The organism is Streptomyces sp. NPDC107522 (assembly GCF_055657525.1).
Genome location: NZ_JBVKAU010000008.1, coordinates 201,839 through 219,511, shown reverse-complemented (window position 1 = coordinate 219,511; position 17,673 = coordinate 201,839). Strand labels below are relative to the sequence as shown.

Sequence of the window (17,673 nt, the reverse complement as noted above, 5' to 3'; positions counted from 1 at the left end):
TTGCGATCACGCAGAGGGCCAACGTCGTCCCTCGGCACCTTGCATATGCCACATGACGACGACGGGAGAGCCGATGCGTACGCCGCGCCAGCCGTCCCAGCACTCCGCGAATGGCCAGAACTGGTCGTTCATGGATGCTCGCCCTGCTGCGCAGGGTATGTACGACCCCCGCAACGAGCACGACGCCTGTGGCGTCGGCTTCGTGGCCACCCTCACCGGCGAGGCGAGCCACGCGCTGGTCGAGCAGGCGCTGACCGTTCTGCGCAATCTCGAACACCGCGGTGCCACCGGCTCCGAGCCCGACTCGGGTGACGGCGCGGGCATCCTCTCCCAGGTGCCGGACGCCTTCTTCCGCGAGGTGGCCGGATTCGAGCTGCCCCAGGCCGGTGCCTACGCCGTCGGTATCGCCTTCCTGCCGGAGGAGGGGACGGCCGAGGCCGTCTCGCAGATCGAGACGATCGCCGGCGAGGAGGGCCTGACGGTCCTCGGCTGGCGTGAGGTGCCGGTCGCGCCCGAACTGCTCGGTGCCACCGCCCGCTCGACGATGCCGACCTTCCGGCAGATCTTCGTCACCGACGGCGCCTTGGAGGGCATCGCCCTCGACCGCAAGGCCTTTGTGCTGCGCAAGCGCGCCGAGCGCGAGGCCGGCGTCTACTTCCCGTCGCTGTCGGCCCGCACGATCGTCTACAAGGGCATGCTGACGACCGGTCAGCTGGAGCCCTTCTTCCCGGACCTGTCCGACCGCCGCTTCGCCTCCGCGATCGCGCTCGTGCACTCCCGGTTCTCCACGAACACCTTCCCGTCGTGGCCCCTCGCGCACCCGTACCGCTTCGTCGCGCACAACGGTGAGATCAACACCGTCAAGGGCAACCGCAACTGGATGGTCGCCCGCGAGTCGCAGCTGGTCTCCGACCTGTTCGGCGAGAAGGAGCTGGAGCGCATCTTCCCGGTGTGCACGCCGGACGCCTCCGACTCCGCCTCCTTCGACGAGGTGCTCGAACTCCTGCACCTGGGCGGCCGTTCGCTGCCGCACTCCGTGCTGATGATGATCCCGGAGGCGTGGGAGAACCACGACTCCATGGACCCGGCCCGGCGCGCCTTCTACCAGTACCACTCCACGATGATGGAGCCCTGGGACGGCCCGGCCTGTGTCACCTTCACCGACGGCACCCAGGTCGGCGCCGTGCTCGACCGCAACGGCCTGCGCCCCGGCCGCTACTGGGTCACCGACGACGGCCTCGTCGTCCTCGGCTCCGAGGTCGGCGTCCTGGACATCGACCCGGCCAAGGTGGTCCGCAAGGGCCGTCTGCAGCCCGGCCGCATGTTCCTCGTCGACACCGCCGAGCACCGCATCATCGAGGACGACGAGATCAAGGCGGAGCTCGCTGCCGAGGCCCCCTACGCGGAGTGGCTGGAGGCCGGCGAGATCGAGCTCTCGGACCTGCCCGAGCGCGAGCACATCGTGCACACGCACGCCTCGGTCACCCGCCGCCAGCAGACCTTCGGTTACACCGAGGAGGAGCTGCGCGTCATCCTCGCGCCGATGGCCAAGGCCGGTGCCGAGCCGATCGGTTCGATGGGCACCGACTCGCCGATCGCCGCGCTGAGCGACCGCCCGCGGCTGCTCTTCGACTACTTCACCCAGCTGTTCGCGCAGGTCACCAACCCGCCGCTGGACGCCATCCGCGAGGAGCTCGTGACCTCGCTGCGCTCCTCGCTGGGCCCGCAGGGCAACCTGCTCGACCCGACGGCCGCGTCCTGCCGCTCGGTCACCCTGCCCTTCCCGGTGATCGACAACGACGAGCTGGCCAAGCTCATCCACATCAACGCCGACGGCGACATGCCCGGCTTCAAGGCCGCGACCCTGTCCGGTCTGTACCGGGTGCACGGCGGCGGTGATGCCCTCGCCGCGCGCATCGAGGAGATCTGCGCCGAGGCCGACGCCGCCATCGAGAACGGCGCCCGCCTGATCGTCCTGTCGGACCGCCACTCCGACGCCGAGCACGCGCCGATCCCGTCGCTGCTGCTCACCGCGGCCGTCCACCACCACCTCATCCGCACCAAGCAGCGCACCCACGTGGGCCTGCTGGTCGAGGCCGGTGACGTCCGCGAGGTCCACCACGTCGCCCTGCTCATCGGCTACGGCGCCGCCGCCGTGAACCCGTACCTGGCGATGGAGTCCGTCGAGGACCTGCTGCGCGCGGGCACCTTCCTCAACGGCATGGAGCCCGAGCAGGCCATCAAGAACCTGATCTACGCCCTCGGCAAGGGCGTCCTGAAGGTCATGTCCAAGATGGGTATCTCGACCGTCGCCTCCTACCGCGGCGCCCAGGTCTTCGAGGCCGTCGGTCTCGACGAGGCCTTCGTCGAGAAGTACTTCAACGGCACGGCCACCAAGATCGGCGGCGTCGGCATCGACGTCATCGCCAAGGAGGTCGCCGCCCGCCACGCCAAGGCGTACCCGGCATCCGGCATCGCTCCCGCGCACCGCGCGCTGGAGATAGGCGGCGAGTACCAGTGGCGCCGTGAGGGTGAGCCGCACCTGTTCGACCCGGAGACGGTCTTCCGCCTCCAGCACTCCACGCGCACCGGTCGCTACGACATCTTCAAGAAGTACACCGAGCGCGTGAACGAGCAGTCCGAGCGGCTCATGACGCTCCGCGGGCTCTTCGGCTTCAAGTCCGACCGGCAGCCGATCTCCATCGACGAGGTCGAGCCGGCCAGCGAGATCGTCAAGCGCTTCTCCACCGGCGCCATGTCGTACGGCTCCATCTCCAAGGAGGCGCACGAGACCCTCGCCATCGCCATGAACCAGCTGGGCGGCAAGTCCAACACCGGTGAGGGCGGCGAGGACCCGGAGCGTCTGTACGACCCGGCGCGCCGGTCGAGCATCAAGCAGGTCGCGTCCGGCCGCTTCGGTGTCACGTCCGAGTACCTGGTCAACGCGGACGACATCCAGATCAAGATGGCCCAGGGTGCCAAGCCCGGCGAGGGCGGCCAGCTGCCCGGCCACAAGGTCTACCCGTGGGTCGCGAAGACGCGTCACTCGACGCCGGGTGTCGGTCTGATCTCCCCGCCGCCGCACCACGACATCTACTCCATCGAGGACCTGGCCCAGCTGATCCACGACCTGAAGAACGCGAACCCGCAGGCGCGGATTCACGTGAAGCTGGTCTCGGAGGTCGGCGTCGGCACGGTCGCCGCGGGTGTGTCCAAGGCGCACGCGGACGTGGTGCTCATCTCCGGCCACGACGGCGGTACGGGCGCCTCCCCGCTGACCTCGCTGAAGCACGCCGGCGGCCCCTGGGAGCTCGGTCTCGCCGAGACCCAGCAGACCCTGCTGCTCAACGGCCTGCGCGACCGCATCGTCGTGCAGACCGACGGCCAGCTGAAGACCGGCCGTGACGTCGTCATCGCCGCGCTGCTCGGCGCCGAGGAGTTCGGTTTCGCGACCGCGCCGCTCGTCGTCTCCGGCTGCGTCATGATGCGCGTCTGCCACCTGGACACCTGCCCGGTCGGCATCGCCACGCAGAACCCGACCCTCAGGGACCGGTTCTCCGGCAAGGCCGAGTACGTCGTGAACTTCTTCCAGTACATCGCCGAAGAGGTCCGCGAGATCCTCGCCGAGCTGGGCTTCCGCTCCATCGAGGAGGCCGTCGGCCACGCCGAGGCGCTGGACGTCACGCGTGCCGTCGACCACTGGAAGGCGCAGGGCCTGGACCTGGCCCCGCTGTTCCACGTGCCCGAGCTGCCCGAGGGCGCGGTGCGCCACCAGCTGATCGAGCAGGACCACGGCCTGGAGAAGGCGCTCGACAACGAGCTGATCAAGCTCGCCGCCGACGCCCTGGCCGCGGACTCCGCGACCGACGCCCAGCCGGTGCGCGCCCAGGTCTCCATCCGCAACATCAACCGCACGGTCGGCACCATGCTCGGCCACGAGGTGACGAAGAAGTTCGGTGGCGCGGGCCTGCCCGACGACACCATCGACATCACCTTCACGGGCTCCGCCGGCCAGTCCTTCGGCGCTTTCCTGCCGCGCGGTGTCACGCTGCGCCTGGAGGGCGACGCCAACGACTACGTCGGCAAGGGCCTCTCCGGTGGCCGGGTGATCGTCCGTCCCGACCGGGGCGCCGACCACCTCGCCGAGTACTCGACGATCGCGGGCAACACCATCGCGTACGGCGCGACCGGCGGCGAGCTGTTCCTGCGCGGTCGTACGGGCGAGCGGTTCTGCGTCCGCAACTCCGGTGCCACGGTTGTCTCCGAGGGCGTGGGCGACCACGGCTGCGAGTACATGACCGGCGGTCACGCGGTGGTCCTCGGTGAGACGGGCCGTAACTTCGCGGCCGGTATGTCCGGTGGCGTCGCGTACGTGATCGACCTGGACCGCGACAACGTCAACGTCGGCAACGTGAACGCCGTCGAGGCGCTGACCGACGACGACAAGCAGTGGCTGCACGACGTCGTGCGCCGCCACCAGGAGGAGACGGGCTCCACCGTCGCCGAGAAGCTGCTGGCCGAGTGGGACACCGCCGTGGACCGCTTCAGCAAGATCATCCCCAGCACGTACAAGGCAGTGCTCGCCGCCAAGGACGCCGCCGAGCGAGCCGGTCTCTCCGAGACCGAGACCCACGAGAAGATGATGGAGGCGGCGATCAATGGCTGACCCGAAGGGCTTCCTGAACCACGGCCGTGAGGTCGCCAAGACCCGTCCCGTCAGCGAGCGCGTCAAGGACTGGAACGAGGTCTACGTCCCGGGCTCCCTGCTGCCGATCATCAGCAAGCAGGCCAGCCGGTGCATGGACTGCGGCATCCCGTTCTGCCACAACGGCTGTCCGCTGGGGAACCTGATCCCCGAGTGGAACGACTACGCCTACCGCGAGGACTGGGCGGCCGCCTCCGAGCGTCTGCACGCGACCAACAACTTCCCGGAGTTCACCGGTCGCCTCTGCCCGGCGCCGTGCGAGTCGGCGTGTGTGCTCGGCATCAACCAGCCGGCCGTCACCATCAAGAACGTCGAGGTCTCGATCATCGACAAGGCGTGGGAGACCGGGGACGTCGCCCCGCAGATCCCGGAGCGCCTGTCCGGCAAGACGGTCGCGGTCGTCGGCTCGGGCCCGGCGGGTCTCGCCGCCGCCCAGCAGCTGACCCGGGCCGGTCACACCGTCGCCGTCTACGAGCGCGCGGACCGCATCGGAGGCCTTCTCCGGTACGGCATCCCCGAGTTCAAGATGGAGAAGCGGCACATCAACCGCCGTATCGAGCAGATGCGCGCGGAGGGCACCCGCTTCCGTACCGGTATCGAGATCGGCCGCGACCTCAAGGCGACCGACCTGAAGAAGCGGTACGACGCGGTAGTCCTGGCCGTCGGTGCCACGACCGCCCGCGACCTGCCGGTGCCGGGCCGTGAGCTCAAGGGCATCTACCAGGCCATGGAGTACCTGCCGCTGGCCAACAAGGTCCAGGAGGGCGACTTCGTGGCGCCCCCCATCTCGGCCGAGGGCAAGCACGTCGTGGTCATCGGCGGTGGCGACACCGGCGCGGACTGCGTGGGCACCGCCCACCGCCAGGGCGCGGCCTCGGTGACGCAGCTGGAGATCATGCCCCGCCCGAACGACGAGCGGAACAACGTCTCCCAGCCGTGGCCGACCTTCCCGATGCTCTACAAGGTCACGTCCGCGCACGAGGAGGGCGGCGAGCGGGTCTACTCCGTCTCCACCACCCACTTCGAGGGCGACGAGGACGGCAACGTCCAGTGGCTGCACCTCACCGAGGTCGAGTTCATCGACGGCAAGCTGACCCCGAAGCCGGGCACGGAGCGCAAGATCCCCGCCCAGCTCGTGACGCTGGCGATGGGCTTCACCGGCACCGACCGCGAGAACGGCCTGGTCGAGCAGTTCGGCCTGGACCTCGACGAGCGCGGCAACATCGCCCGCGACGCCGACTTCCAGACCAACGTGCCGGGCGTGTTCGTCGCCGGTGACGCGGGCCGCGGCCAGTCGCTCATCGTGTGGGCGATCGCGGAGGGCCGCTCGGCCGCCCGGGGCTGCGACCGGTTCCTGACCGGCGCGAGCGAGCTGCCGGCCCCGATCCGGCCGACCGACCGCGCGCTGATGGTCTGACGGCCGCACCACAGGTGACCTGACGGTCACTCAAGAACGTCCCGTACAAAGGCGTACGGAACACTGACGGCGCCTGCCCACAGTCCCCGACCGGACAATGGGCAGGCGCCGTCGCTTTCTCAGATGGCGCGCAGCCGCACGGTCACCGGAGCGGGTTCCTCCGGCACCGGCAGCGACTCCACGGTCAGGGCGTCCCCGCTCTCCACGACCCCACTGCCGGACCGGTCGAGATGGGCGTCCACCACGACCCGCTGCCGTGGTCCCCAGCCTGCCGACAACTCGAAGCTCACACTGACCGTGCCCTGTCCGTCGTACGAGACGTCCTGCACCGTCCCCGCGAGTTCCCGTGCGGGAGCGTCGGCCACCGTCACATCGAGCACCCGCACCCGGAGCACCGCCTGTTCGAAGGCGCCGAGGTCGGGGGTGAGGAGCACCCGCCCGGAGACAGTGGCCATGTCACGCCCGATTGCTAGGAATTGAGCACGGCGTACCGCGCCTCGATGTCGACCGGACCGCCCGTGAGGTTGCGGATCTCGATGAAGTACTTGATCAGGTTGCTGGCCTGACGGTCCACCTGGACCTTCCACTCCACCTGGGCGTTCCCGTCCACCATGGGCCACGTCGGCACGACCGTCCAGTCGACCCGCCACGCCTCCGGCCAGCTGTGCGTGAACCACCGGCGGCTGGTGTTCGCCGGTACCTGTCCGCGGAACTGCACTCCCAGAATCACGACTCTCCCCCTTCTTTCGGGGCCTCGGGTGCGACCCCTCCGTCCTGCAGATTCTCGGCGGCCGGGACGCCCGCGACGCCCCCGCCGTCCTGTGCCGCGCCCAGCGGCGCGTACCCGGCGCCCGCGAACTCGGGCCCCCCGATACCACTGCCGGTCCCGGTGACGACCGCGCCCGCCGGCGCGCCCGGCGCCCCGCTCAGGCTCGGTGCCGGACCGGCGTCGACCGCGTCGGCCCAGCCTGTGGGCGTGGACTCGCCCTGCATTCCCATCGGTTGCATGGTTCCCCCTGTTGCTCGGACCCCGTCAGGTCGCGTTGGCGCCCCAGCCCAGCACGTCGTAACGGGCCTGGATGTCGACCGGACCGCCGGTCAGATTGCGGATGTTGAGGAAGTACTTGAGCAGTCCACCTGACTGCCGGGTCACCTGGACCCACGACTCGATCTGCGCCTCGCCGTCCACCACGGGCGCGGTCGGCACGACCGTCCAGTGCACGTACCAGTGCGCCGGCCAGCTGTGCGTGAACCAGCGTCCGATCTGCCCGGCCGCGACCCGTCCGGTGAACTGCACACCGGAGAACCGCGCCGGCGACTCCAGGTTCGCGTACATGGTGCGTACGGCGAGACAGTCGCCCGGGCTGAGGCCCGCCCGCTGGCCGATCTCGACGTTCTGCCGGGGCACGATGGTGTCCTGGCCGTTGTTGGAGAACGCCCAGCGCGGATAGTGCATGATCGAGTGGTAGTCGTACGCGCCGACGTCGTCGCCGTCGGTGATGTGCTGGTTGAAGTTGTGGGCCATGCCCTGCTGGATGTTGGCCCAGTTGATGGTGACGAACTGGTCCCGGTCCTCCCGGCTCTGCTCGTGCCAGAGCCCGACGGCGTGCCCGATCTCATGGATGGCGGCGCCGAGTTCGCACCCCTGGCCCAGCGTGATCTGCTGGACGTTGCCCCGCCGGCCCACGGCCGAACTGCAGCCGCCGCCGGGGACGAAGCGGATGAAGTCCGGGTGCTGCGCCGCGTTCTGGGCCGTGCGCTGCACGAAACGGATGCGGGTGTTGCGCTGCCAGTGGTCGATCGCGCCGGTCACCCGGGCCTGGTCGGGCAACGTGGGATCGATCTCGTACGGCACGAGGCCGTTCGCCCAGCGGAACTGCTGGCCGGGGAGGATGACCCCGTTCTCCTCGAGCGCCACCGCGTGCTCGGCGGTGACCTGCTTGGACTCGATGAGGTCGAGGATGATGTCGCCCTCGAACACGGGCCGTCCCTCGACCTCGGTGTACTGCACCGCCTTCGGCCCCTTGCCCGCCAGTTGGACGAGGCCTGCCTGCACCTCCGGTCCGACCTGGTAGGGCCCGAACCCCGAACCGGCGGCGGCCGGTTCGGCCGTATCGGTTGCCATGGCGTCCCCCTTGTTTGACGTTGTTCCCCCTTGGGGTGATTAACGTCGATGAGACGCCATCTTTCGTCAATGGAGGGCGGAGGCGGCTTTTGTCTCGTACGTCTGGCCCAGGGCGACTAGGGCACCTTGTACGTCTCCCCGTACACCTGCCACACCAGGGGCGTGGCGAGCTCGAAGTTGCCGTCGTAGAGGAAGCGGCGCTGGCCGGTGTCGATGCGGGTGGTGTCGATGCCCTTCCTCTTCTCCCGCATGGCCTTCTTGCGGATGTCGAGGAAGATGTCCAGGTACGCCTTCTCCGAGCCGCCCTCGGAGGGGGTGTTCGCCTCGCGCAGGGCGCGTTCGCGCAGGCCGTAGAAGCTGGTGGCGTTGGTGCCGGGGCCGTGGAAGACCATCGCGTCGTAGTAGACGAACTGGCCCAGCGTGCCCAGGCCGTCGAGCTTGGCGAGGCGGACCGCGGGGTTGAAGTACACGCGGTCGCGTTCGGTGTCCTGCGCCTCGCGGAAGGCGGCGACCTTCGCCTCGGCCTTCCAGGCGGCGGTGAAACCGGGGTCGAGGCCCTCGTGGGAGTCGGTGCCGTCGACCTTGCGCAGGGCGGGCAGGTACTTCGCGAGGCCGTTGTCCGGGTGGGCCTTGGTGTAGTTCTCGACCAGGGTGAGCATGTCGTGGGTGCCGGAGCAGAAGCCGATGATGCCGGCCGTGTAGCCCTGGCCGTCGCCGATGTCCTCGATGTAGCCGTAGGCGCCGCGCCAGTCGAGGGTCGAGTTCTCGGCGCTGGCCACGATCTGCTGCGCCAGCTCCTTCTTGGGCGGCGCGGCGAGCCCCGGCGGCAGGCTCGCGATCAGCTTGTCGTCCTCGGCCCGTTCCTGCTCGGCCCGGCTCTTGGCGTCCTGGCGGGCCAGCTGCTCGGCGGAGACGGGTGGCTTCGCCGGGCTCTCGGCGGAGTCCGTGGGGGCGAGGAAGTAGGCCGCCGCCGTGATGACCACGGGGACGGCGGCGAAGAGCAGGAGGCCTCGGCGTCTCACTGGGCGACACCTCCGCCGGTCAGTTCGGAGACCTTGGCGAACGCGAGCACCGCCAGCACCACCAGCACGCCCACGCAGGCGATCACCTGGATCACGGCTTGGCGCGGCCCGCGCGGGGCGTATGCGTAGGCGAGCGTCACCGCACCTCCCGTCAGCAGGCCGCCGAGGTGGCCCTGCCAGGACGTGAGTCCGGCGGACAGCAGCAGCCACAGGAGCAGGAACGCCATGAAGCGGTTGACGGAGCGCATGTCGGCGCCGACCCGGCGGGCGAGGACGTAGTAGGCGGCGCCGAGACCGAAGATCGCGCCCGACGCACCGACGGACTCCGCGTTCACGTCGGTGAGCAGCAGCTCCAACACCGAACCGCCCAGCGTCGCCAGCAGGTAGAGCGCGAGGTACCGGGCCCGGCCCAGCATGGGCTCCACGACCCGGCCGAGTTGCCACAGCGAGAGCATGTTCATCACGATGTGCAGCAGCCCGAATGTGCCCTCGGTCGGCGGCGAGTGGAGGAAACCGCTGGTCAGCAGCCGGTCCCACTGCCCGGCGACGACGCCCTCGGCGTGGTAGTCCGACGGGTACCCGGGCTCGTAGACGTAGTAGCCGCCGTCCGGTCCGACCAGCCGGGCGCTCAGCATGGCGAACCGGTCCAGGATCTCGGGGCGCACCACCTCGGCCACGTAAGCGAGGACGTTCAGCCCGATGAGCACGGAGGTCACGAGCGGCGTCGCCGAGATCCGGCCCCCGACGATCGTCCGGGCCTGCCGCACCGACCGCGCGCCCTCCTTCACGCACTCCACGCACTGGTGGCCGACGGCCGCCTCCCGCATGCAGTCCGGGCAGATGTACCTCTCGCAGCGGGTGCAGCGGACGTGGGACTCCACCTTGGGATGGCGGTAGCAGGTGGTGACGGTGGACTCGGTGGACTCGGGTTCCACGGCAGCCGGCTCCTCGAAGGGACTGGACGGACGGTGAGCCGGTGGGGACGGCGGCGAACAAAATAGCGAACAGCTGTGGAGGGAGGGATGGGCGGGGCCCATGGTGCCGTAATCTCGGCCACCGGCAGAAGCACGAGGGGGACACCATATGGCCGCGATCAGTCTCAGCAAGGTGGAGGAGACCGCGCCCGCGCTGGTCAGCCTGTACAAGAGCGCCGGGGTGTCGCTTCGCAAGCACGGGCTGGACGGAGTGCGGGCCGCGGTCTACCTGGTGGTCGACTACTCCGGGTCGATGAAGCCGTACTACAAGGACGGCAGCGTGCAGGCGCTCGCCGACCGGGTGCTCGGGCTGTCGGCGCACTTCGACGACGACGGGACGGTGCCGGTGGTGTTCTTCTCCACCGACGTCGACGCCGAGACCGAGATCGCGCTGGCCGACCACCGGGGGCGGATCGAGCGGATCGTGGCCGGGCTCGGCCACATGGGCAAGACCAGCTACCACCTGGCGATGGACGCCGTCATCGACCACTACCTGGACAGCGGGTCGAAGGACCCCGCCCTGGTGGTCTTCCAGACCGACGGCGGGCCGATCAACAAGCTCGCCGCGGAGCGATACCTGTGCAAGGCGGCACGGCTGCCGCTGTTCTGGCAGTTCATCGGGTTCGGGGATCCTACGAGCAGGCAGTTCGAGTACCTGCGCAAGCTCGACGAGCTGTCCGTGCCGGACAAGCGGGTCGTCGACAACGCCGGGTTCTTCCACGCCGGTGCGGAGCCGCGGAAGGTGTCCGACGCCGAGTTGTACGACCGCCTGGTCGGCGAGTTCCCGCAGTGGCTGGCGGCGGCCCGGGCGCAGGGGATCGTCCGGGGGTAGCCGCACATCCGGGCTCGTGGCAGTCGTCCCGCAAGGCTCGCGGAAGTGGCTCACCCGGGTGCCCGCACCGTTGGCTCAGCCGGTACGGCCGTGTCACCCTGTGGTTGATCCGACGGGGAGGCGACGAACGTATGGACGGCGCACGATCGGGGAACGACGGGGCAGCGGCCGCGCGCAGGGAGGCTCCCGGCAAGGGCGAGAAGATCGCCGTCTGGGCCGACGGGCGGCTCGGCATCTTCGCGCTGGCCAAGGCCAACATGCGCAAGGTCTTCCCGGACCACTGGTCCTTCATGCTGGGCGAGGTCTGCCTCTACAGCTTCCTCATCCTCATCCTGACCGGCGTCTACCTCACCCTGTTCTTCGACCCGAGCACCAACGAGGTCGTCTACAACGGCACCTACGAGCCGCTCAACGGCGTCCTGATGACCAGGGCATACGAGTCCACCCTCGACATCAGCTTCGACGTGCGCGGCGGGCTGCTCATCCGGCAGATCCACCACTGGGCGGCGCTGGTCTTCGTCACCGGCATGCTCGTGCACATGATGCGGGTGTTCTTCACCGGCGCCTTCCGCAAGCCGCGCGAGCTCAACTGGGTGTTCGGCTGGACCCTGCTGATGCTCGGCATCATCACCGGCCTGACCGGCTACTCCCTCCCCGACGACCTGCTCTCCGGCACGGGCCTGCGCTTCGCCCACGGCGCGATCCTGTCCATCCCGATCGTGGGGACGTACATCGCTTTCTTCCTCTTCGGCGGGGAGTTCCCGGGGGAGGACTTCATCGCGCGGCTCTATCCGATCCACATCCTGCTGCTGCCCGGGATCATGCTCGGCCTGGTGGTCGCCCATCTGATCCTGGTCTTCTACCACAAGCACACGCAGTACCCGGGCCCCGGCCGCGACCAGAAGACGGTCGTCGGCATGCCCTTCCTGCCGGTGTACATGGCCAAGGCGGGCGGCTTCTTCTTCCTCGTCTTCGGCGTGCTGACGATCATGGGCGGCATCGCCAGCATCAACCCCGTGTGGGCGTTCGGGCCCTACCGCCCCGACATGGTGACCACGGGCGCCCAGCCCGACTGGTACCTGGGCTTCTCCGAGGGCCTGATCCGGGTGATGCCGGGATGGGAGATCAGCGCCTGGGGCCACACCCTGGTACCGGGCGTCTTCATCCCCTTCTCGCTCTTCCCGCTGATCCTGCTCGCGATCGGCCTGTACCCCTTCCTGGAAGCGTGGATCACCGGCGACAGACGCGAGCACCACATCCTGGACCGGCCGCGGAACATGCCCGTGCGCACGGGTCTCGGCGCGGCCTGGCTGAGCCTGTACGCGGTGCTGCTGATCGGCGGCGGCAACGACATCGTGGCCACGCATCTGCATCTGTCCATCAACGTGATCACCTGGTTCGTGCGGATCGCGGTCTTCGTCGTGCCGGTCGTCACCTTCGTGGTGACCAAGCGCGTCTGTCTCGGGCTGCAGCGCCGGGACCGGAACAAGGTGCTGCACGGCAGGGAGACGGGCACCATCAAACGGCTCCCGCACGGCGAGTTCATCGAGGTCCACGAACCTCTCTCGCAGGCGGCGCTGTTCACCCTCACCCAGCACGAGCAGCCTCCGCCGTACGAGGTCGGGCCGCGTGTCGACGCGAATGGCGTCCGGCGCCGCATCGCCCCGTCGCAGCGGGTGCGGGCCAGGCTGGCGCAGGCCATGTTCGGGCCTCGGACCCGGATCGCCAAGCCGACGGTGGAGGAGTACCGCGAACTCACCAGCGGCGATCACCACTGAGCACGTCGGCTCTGCACACCTCCGGGCTGCCCCAGGCGGTGCGCAAGGCCCGGGCCTTGGTCAGCCACAGGGACAGGTCGTACTCCGCCGTGTAGCCGATCGCGCCGTGCAGCTGGAGCGCCGTACGGGCGGTGGCGTACGCGGCCTCGCAGGCCGTGACCTTGGCGGCGGCTATATCGGCGGGGGCCATGGTGAGCGCGGCCCCGAAGAGGAGGGGCCGGGCGAACTCCAGGGCGACCTTCGCGTCGGCCAGCCGGTGCTTGACCACCTGGAAGGAGCCTATGGGGGCGCCGAACTGGGTGCGCTGCTCGACGTAGGCCACCGTCCTGTCGAGGAGCGCGAGTCCGACGCCGAGGGCCTGGGCGGCGGTGGCGAGGCGGGCCATGAGGAGGGCGGGGATGAGGGGTGGGTCGGTGGCGAGGATTTCACCGCCGTGCGGAGTGCGGAAGAGGCGGCGGGCGGGGTCCAGGGACGGGCGTGGAGGGCCGGGTGGCGGAGTGAGCCACAGCTCCGTCGGCAGACTGGGTGATAGGGCCCGGGCAGGCGTCAACACGGCTAGCCGGACGTCCGCCGCATCCGCATCCAACGCGAACTCCGCATCCGCCAGGGTGACGATCGCTTCGCCGCCCGCCACTGACGGAAGCAGCCGTTTCGCCGGGCCGGGGTCCGGCAACCCGGCGAGCAGTACGGCTGCCGATACCGTCTCCACCAGCGGTCCCGGCACCGCATGCCGCCCCAACTCCACAAAGGCGAGGGCAAGTTCCACGGGCCGGGTGCCCAACCCCTCGTACGCTTCCGGAACCGCCAGCGCGAACACCCCCGCCCCGGCGATACGGGACCACAGCGCACGGCCTCTCGCATGCTCGCCCCGGCTCCACTCCCGTACGGCCGCCGGCGTGTCCGCCGCCGTCAGCATCGCGTCCAGCGAACCGGCGAAGGCCCGCTGCTCGGCGTCGAGGAGGAACCTCATCAGCGCCGCCCTTTCGGCAGGCCGAGCAGGCGCTCGGCGATGATGTCGCGCTGGATCTCGTTCGTGCCCGCGTAGATGGGGCCGGCGAGGGAGAAGACGTACCGCTCGGACCAGTCGGTGTCCGCCAACTCGCCCTCGCTTCCCAGGAGATCGAGGGCCGTCTCGTGCAGGGCGATGTCGTACTCCGACCAGAAGACCTTGTTCAGGCTGGACTCCGGGCCGATCGACTCGCCGTCGAGGAAGCGGGAGGCGGCGGCGTAGGTGAAGAGCTGGTAGGCGCGGGCGCCGATCAGGGCGTCGGCCACGCGGTTCCTCGTGTCCTGCGGACTGCCCCGGTCCTGCCACAGGTGCAGCAGACGGTCAGCGCTCGCGAGGAAACGGCCGGGGGAGCGGAGCATCAGACCGCGTTCGTTGCCCGCCGTCGACATCGCGATCCGCCAGCCCTGACCCGGTTCGCCGATCACGTCCTCGTCCGGCACGAAGACCTCGTCCAGGAACAGCTCGGCGAAGGCGGGCTTGCCGTCGAGGCGGGCGATGGGGCGGACCGTGACGCCGGGGGCGCGCAGGTCGAACATCAGGTAGGTCAGGCCCTGGTGGGCTTTCGGGGCGTCCGGGTCGCTGCGGAACAGGCCGAACGCGCGGTCGGCGAAGGCGGCCCGGGACGACCAGGTCTTCTGGCCGCTCAGCAGCCAGCCGCCGTCCGCGCGTACCGCCCTGGACCTCAGGGAGGCCAGGTCCGAGCCCGCCTCCGGCTCCGACCAGGCCTGCGCCCAGATCACCTCGCCGGTGGCCATCGGCGGCAGCACGCGCGCGCGTTGCTCCTGTGTCCCGTGCTCGAAGAGGGTCGGGGCGAGGAGGCTGATGCCGTTCTGGTTGACGCGTCCCGGTGAGCCCGCCGCGTAGTACTCCTCCTCGAACAGCAGCCACTGGACCAGCGTGGCGTCGCGGCCGCCGTACGCCGCCGGCCAGTTCACCACCGGCCAGCGGTCCGCGGCGAGTTCGGCCTCCCAGGCACGGTGCGCCGCGAAGCCCTCCTCGGTCTCCAGGGAGGGAAGCGGATCGGGCGGCACATGCGCGTCCAGCCAGGCGCGGGCCTCGGCGCGGAACGCCTCGTCGGCGGCGGAGTGGGTGAGGTCCACGGTCGCCCTCCTTCCCAGACGGGTCCCTGAACGGTCTTCCCTAACAAGTGTTTGGTAGGTTAGCGTGCTGCCATGACAAACGTCGAGGCGCCGACGTACGTTCCCGGGCACGGGCTGCTCGCCGGACGCACCGCCGTCATCACCGCGGCGGCCGGCGCGGGCATCGGCGGCGCGACCGCGCGCCGCCTGCTGGAGGAGGGCGCCAGCGTGCTGATCAGCGATGCGCACGCGCGGCGGCTGAAGGAGTACGAGGCGGAGCTGGCCCGGGACTTCGAGGGCGCGGTGACGTCCGCGGTGTGCGACGTCACCGATGAGACACAGGTACAGGCGCTGTTCGACACCGCCGTACAGGAGCACGGCCGACTCGACGTGGTCGTCAACAACGCGGGTCTCGGCGGGACTTCACCACTCGTCGACATGACCGACGGACAGTGGTCGAAGGTGCTCGACGTGACCTTGAACGGCACCTTCAGATGCACCCGCGCCGCCCTCCGCCGGATGCGGGACACCGGCGGCGTGATCGTCAACAACGCCTCCGTCGTCGGCTGGCGTGCCCAGGCCGGGCAGGCGCACTACGCGGCCGCGAAGGCGGGGGTGATGGCGCTGACCCGGTGCGCGGCGGTGGAGGCCGCCGAGTACGGGGTGCGGGTGAACGCCGTGGCGCCGAGCCTGGCCATGCACCCCCACCTGGCCAAGGTGACGACCCCGGAACTACTGGAGGAACTCACCGCCCGCGAGGCCTTCGGACGGTACGCCGAGCCCTGGGAGGTGGCCAACGTGATCGTCTTCCTGGCCTCGCCCTACTCGTCGTACCTGACCGGCGAGGTCGTCTCCGTCAGCAGCCGGCACCCGTAGCACCACAATGGAACCGTGCCGACCAAGAAGAAGCCCCAGGTGACCGCCGCCGGAAAGCCCGCGACCGCCGCGGCTCAGGCCGCCCGGCGCCGCGAACTCCTCGACACCGCCGCCGAGGTCTTCGCCGAGCAGGGCTACAACGCCACGACCGTACGCAAGATCGCGGACCACGCGGGCATGCTCGCGGGCAGCCTCTACTACCACTTCGACTCCAAGGAGTCGATGCTGGAGGAGATCCTGCGGACCTTCCTCGACGAGCTCTGGGGCGGCTACGACGCCGTCCTGGGCGCCGAGCTGGGACCTCGCGAGACCCTCGAAGCCCTGGTCACCGAGTCGTTCCGGGAGATCGACCGGCACCGCGCCGCCGTCGCGATCTACCAGAAGGAGAACAAGCAGCTGGTGGCGCAGGAACGGTTCGCGTTCCTCGCCGAGTCGCAGCGCAGGTTCGAGAAGGCCTGGCTGTCCACGCTGGAGCGCGGGGTCGCGGCCGGGGTGTTCCGGTCCGACCTCGACGTCCGGCTCACCTACCGGTTCGTGCGGGACACGGTGTGGGTCGCCGCGTCCTGGTACCGGCCCGGGGGACAGCACAGCCCGGAGGAGATCGCCCGGCAGTACCTGTCGATGGTGCTGGACGGGATCGCCGTACGTGAATAGTCGTTGATGTGCCCTTATCTGCGAGGGAGTTGCCATGGCCGAGGCCTACATCGTCGAAGCGGTCCGTACGCCCGTGGGGCGGCGCGGAGGAGGGCTCAGCGAGGTCCATCCGGCCGATCTGGGCGCGCATGTGCTGCGGGAGCTCGTCTCGCGGGCGGGCGTGGATCCGGCCGCCGTCGAGGACGTCGTCTTCGGCTGCCTGGACGCCGTGGGGCCGCAGGCCGGGGACATCGCGCGGACCTGCTGGCTGGCGGCCGGGCTGCCCGAGGAGGTGCCGGGCGTGACCGTGGACCGGCAGTGCGGGTCCTCGCAGCAGGCCGTGCACTTCGCGGCGCAGGGCGTGCTGTCCGGCACCCAGGACCTGGTGGTCGCGGGCGGCGTGCAGAACATGTCGATGATCCCCATCGCCTTCGCCACCCGGCAGGCCGCCGAGCCGCTGGGGCTGACGGCGGGTCCCTTCGCGGGCAGCGAGGGCTGGCGGACTCGGTACGGGGAGAAGCCGGTGAACCAGTTCGTCGGCGCCGAGATGATCGCCGCGAAGTGGGGGATCAGCCGGCAGGACCAGGAGGAGTTCGCGCTGCGTTCGCACCGGCGGGCGCTGCGGGCGATCGACGAGGGACGCTTCGAGCGGGAAGTCGTGCCCTACGGTCAGGTCGCCGTCGACGAGGGGCCGCGCCGGGACACCTCCCTGGAGAAGATGGCCGGGCTCAAGCCGGTCATCGACGGCGGCACGATCACCGCCGCCTGTTCCTCGCAGGTCTCCGACGGCGCGGCGGCGATGTTGCTGGCCTCGGAGCGGGCCGTGCGCGAGCATGGGCTCACGCCCCGGGCCCGGGTGCACCACCTCTCGGTGCGCGGTGAGGATCCCATCCGCATGCTCACCGCGCCGATCCCCGCCACCGCCCACGCCCTGAAGAAGACCGGCCTGTCGATCGACGCCATCGATCTCGTCGAGATCAACGAGGCGTTCGCGCCGGTGGTGCTGGCCTGGCTGAAGGAGACCGGTACGGATCCGGAGAAGGTCAACGTCAACGGGGGTGCGATTGCTCTGGGGCATCCGCTGGGGGCGACCGGTGTGAAGCTGATGACGACGCTTCTGCACGAACTGGAGCGCACGGGTGGGCGGTTCGGGTTGCAGACGATGTGTGAGGGTGGGGGACAGGCCAACGTGACGATCATCGAACGGCTGTAGGTCGGGCGTT

General features: G+C 69.8%; 15 protein-coding genes. 7 read left to right on the top strand and 8 right to left on the bottom strand.

All coding sequences use genetic code 11. From position 1 onward, the window contains the following. The first annotated feature begins 73 nt into the window (after positions 1–73). Both gltB and ACZ7L6_RS26175 read left to right on the top strand, forming a co-directional pair. Positions 74–4,666, top strand: coding sequence for a glutamate synthase large subunit (gene gltB / locus ACZ7L6_RS26180; RefSeq protein WP_471928121.1), 4,593 nt, complete (start codon positions 74–76; stop codon positions 4,664–4,666). Further along, entirely contained in the window at positions 4,659–6,122 is a 1,464-nt protein-coding gene (locus ACZ7L6_RS26175) for a glutamate synthase subunit beta (RefSeq protein ID WP_471927860.1), read from the top strand. Before gltB ends, ACZ7L6_RS26175 begins: the two co-directional genes overlap by 8 nt. A gap of 119 nt (positions 6,123–6,241) precedes the next feature. Here ACZ7L6_RS26175 and ACZ7L6_RS26170 read toward each other — a convergent pair whose 3' ends face one another. The 6 genes from ACZ7L6_RS26170 to ACZ7L6_RS26145 all read right to left on the bottom strand — a co-directional run bounded on the left by ACZ7L6_RS26170 (position 6,242) and on the right by ACZ7L6_RS26145 (position 10,204). Further along, on the bottom strand, positions 6,242–6,577 hold the full coding sequence (locus ACZ7L6_RS26170) for a YbaY family lipoprotein (RefSeq protein WP_471927858.1): 336 nt from the start codon (positions 6,575–6,577) through the stop codon (positions 6,242–6,244). Between the two features lie 14 nt (positions 6,578–6,591). Then, positions 6,592–6,852, bottom strand: coding sequence for a hypothetical protein (locus tag ACZ7L6_RS26165; protein WP_031483461.1), 261 nt, complete (start codon positions 6,850–6,852; stop codon positions 6,592–6,594). Beyond that, positions 6,849–7,130 carry a hypothetical protein gene (locus ACZ7L6_RS26160; protein WP_471927856.1) on the bottom strand — a complete coding sequence of 94 codons (282 nt, stop codon included), beginning with the start codon at positions 7,128–7,130 and terminating at the stop codon, positions 6,849–6,851. Before ACZ7L6_RS26160 ends, ACZ7L6_RS26165 begins: the two co-directional genes overlap by 4 nt. Before the next feature lie 25 nt (positions 7,131–7,155). Next, positions 7,156–8,247, bottom strand: a complete 1,092-nt coding sequence (legP, locus tag ACZ7L6_RS26155; protein WP_471927854.1) for a Dot/Icm T4SS effector Zinc-dependent metalloprotease LegP — start codon at positions 8,245–8,247, stop codon at positions 7,156–7,158. A gap of 116 nt (positions 8,248–8,363) precedes the next feature. Continuing rightward, complete coding sequence (locus tag ACZ7L6_RS26150) at positions 8,364–9,269, bottom strand: chitosanase (protein ID WP_471927852.1); 906 nt, start codon at positions 9,267–9,269, stop codon at positions 8,364–8,366. Then, on the bottom strand, positions 9,266–10,204 hold the full coding sequence (locus ACZ7L6_RS26145; RefSeq protein ID WP_471927850.1) for a rhomboid family intramembrane serine protease: 939 nt from the start codon (positions 10,202–10,204) through the stop codon (positions 9,266–9,268). Before ACZ7L6_RS26145 ends, ACZ7L6_RS26150 begins: the two co-directional genes overlap by 4 nt. Positions 10,205–10,352: 148 nt before the next feature. Here ACZ7L6_RS26145 and ACZ7L6_RS26140 point away from each other — a divergent pair, with 148 nt between their 5' ends. After that, positions 10,353–11,075, top strand: coding sequence for a vWA domain-containing protein (locus tag ACZ7L6_RS26140; protein WP_471927848.1), 723 nt, complete (start codon positions 10,353–10,355; stop codon positions 11,073–11,075). A gap of 131 nt (positions 11,076–11,206) precedes the next feature. Beyond that, positions 11,207–12,853: a cytochrome bc1 complex cytochrome b subunit gene (qcrB, locus tag ACZ7L6_RS26135; protein ID WP_471927846.1), complete on the top strand. Its 1,647-nt coding sequence runs from the start codon at positions 11,207–11,209 to the stop codon at positions 12,851–12,853. Here the strand turns inward: qcrB and ACZ7L6_RS26130 are convergent. Both ACZ7L6_RS26130 and ACZ7L6_RS26125 read right to left on the bottom strand, forming a co-directional pair. After that, positions 12,831–13,823, bottom strand: a complete 993-nt coding sequence (locus tag ACZ7L6_RS26130; protein ID WP_471927844.1) for an acyl-CoA dehydrogenase family protein — start codon at positions 13,821–13,823, stop codon at positions 12,831–12,833. The genes qcrB and ACZ7L6_RS26130 overlap by 23 nt on opposite strands. Continuing rightward, positions 13,823–14,962 carry an acyl-CoA dehydrogenase family protein gene (locus ACZ7L6_RS26125; protein WP_471927842.1) on the bottom strand — a complete coding sequence of 380 codons (1,140 nt, stop codon included), beginning with the start codon at positions 14,960–14,962 and terminating at the stop codon, positions 13,823–13,825. Before ACZ7L6_RS26125 ends, ACZ7L6_RS26130 begins: the two co-directional genes overlap by 1 nt. 72 nt (positions 14,963–15,034) lie before the next feature. Between ACZ7L6_RS26125 and ACZ7L6_RS26120 the strand changes: the two genes are divergently transcribed. From ACZ7L6_RS26120 to ACZ7L6_RS26110, 3 genes are read left to right on the top strand one after another with little or no spacing between them, the layout of a single operon-like run. Beyond that, positions 15,035–15,817, top strand: coding sequence for an SDR family oxidoreductase (locus ACZ7L6_RS26120; RefSeq protein ID WP_471927840.1), 783 nt, complete (start codon positions 15,035–15,037; stop codon positions 15,815–15,817). Positions 15,818–15,832: 15 nt separating this feature from the next. Beyond that, positions 15,833–16,471 (top strand): TetR/AcrR family transcriptional regulator, encoded by a 639-nt coding sequence (locus ACZ7L6_RS26115; protein ID WP_471927838.1) that lies wholly within the window; start codon positions 15,833–15,835, stop codon positions 16,469–16,471. 34 nt (positions 16,472–16,505) lie between these two features. After that, a complete protein-coding gene (locus tag ACZ7L6_RS26110; RefSeq protein ID WP_471927836.1) occupies positions 16,506–17,663 on the top strand; it encodes an acetyl-CoA C-acetyltransferase in 1,158 nt (385 codons plus the stop codon). The last annotated feature ends 10 nt before the right edge of the window (positions 17,664–17,673 follow it).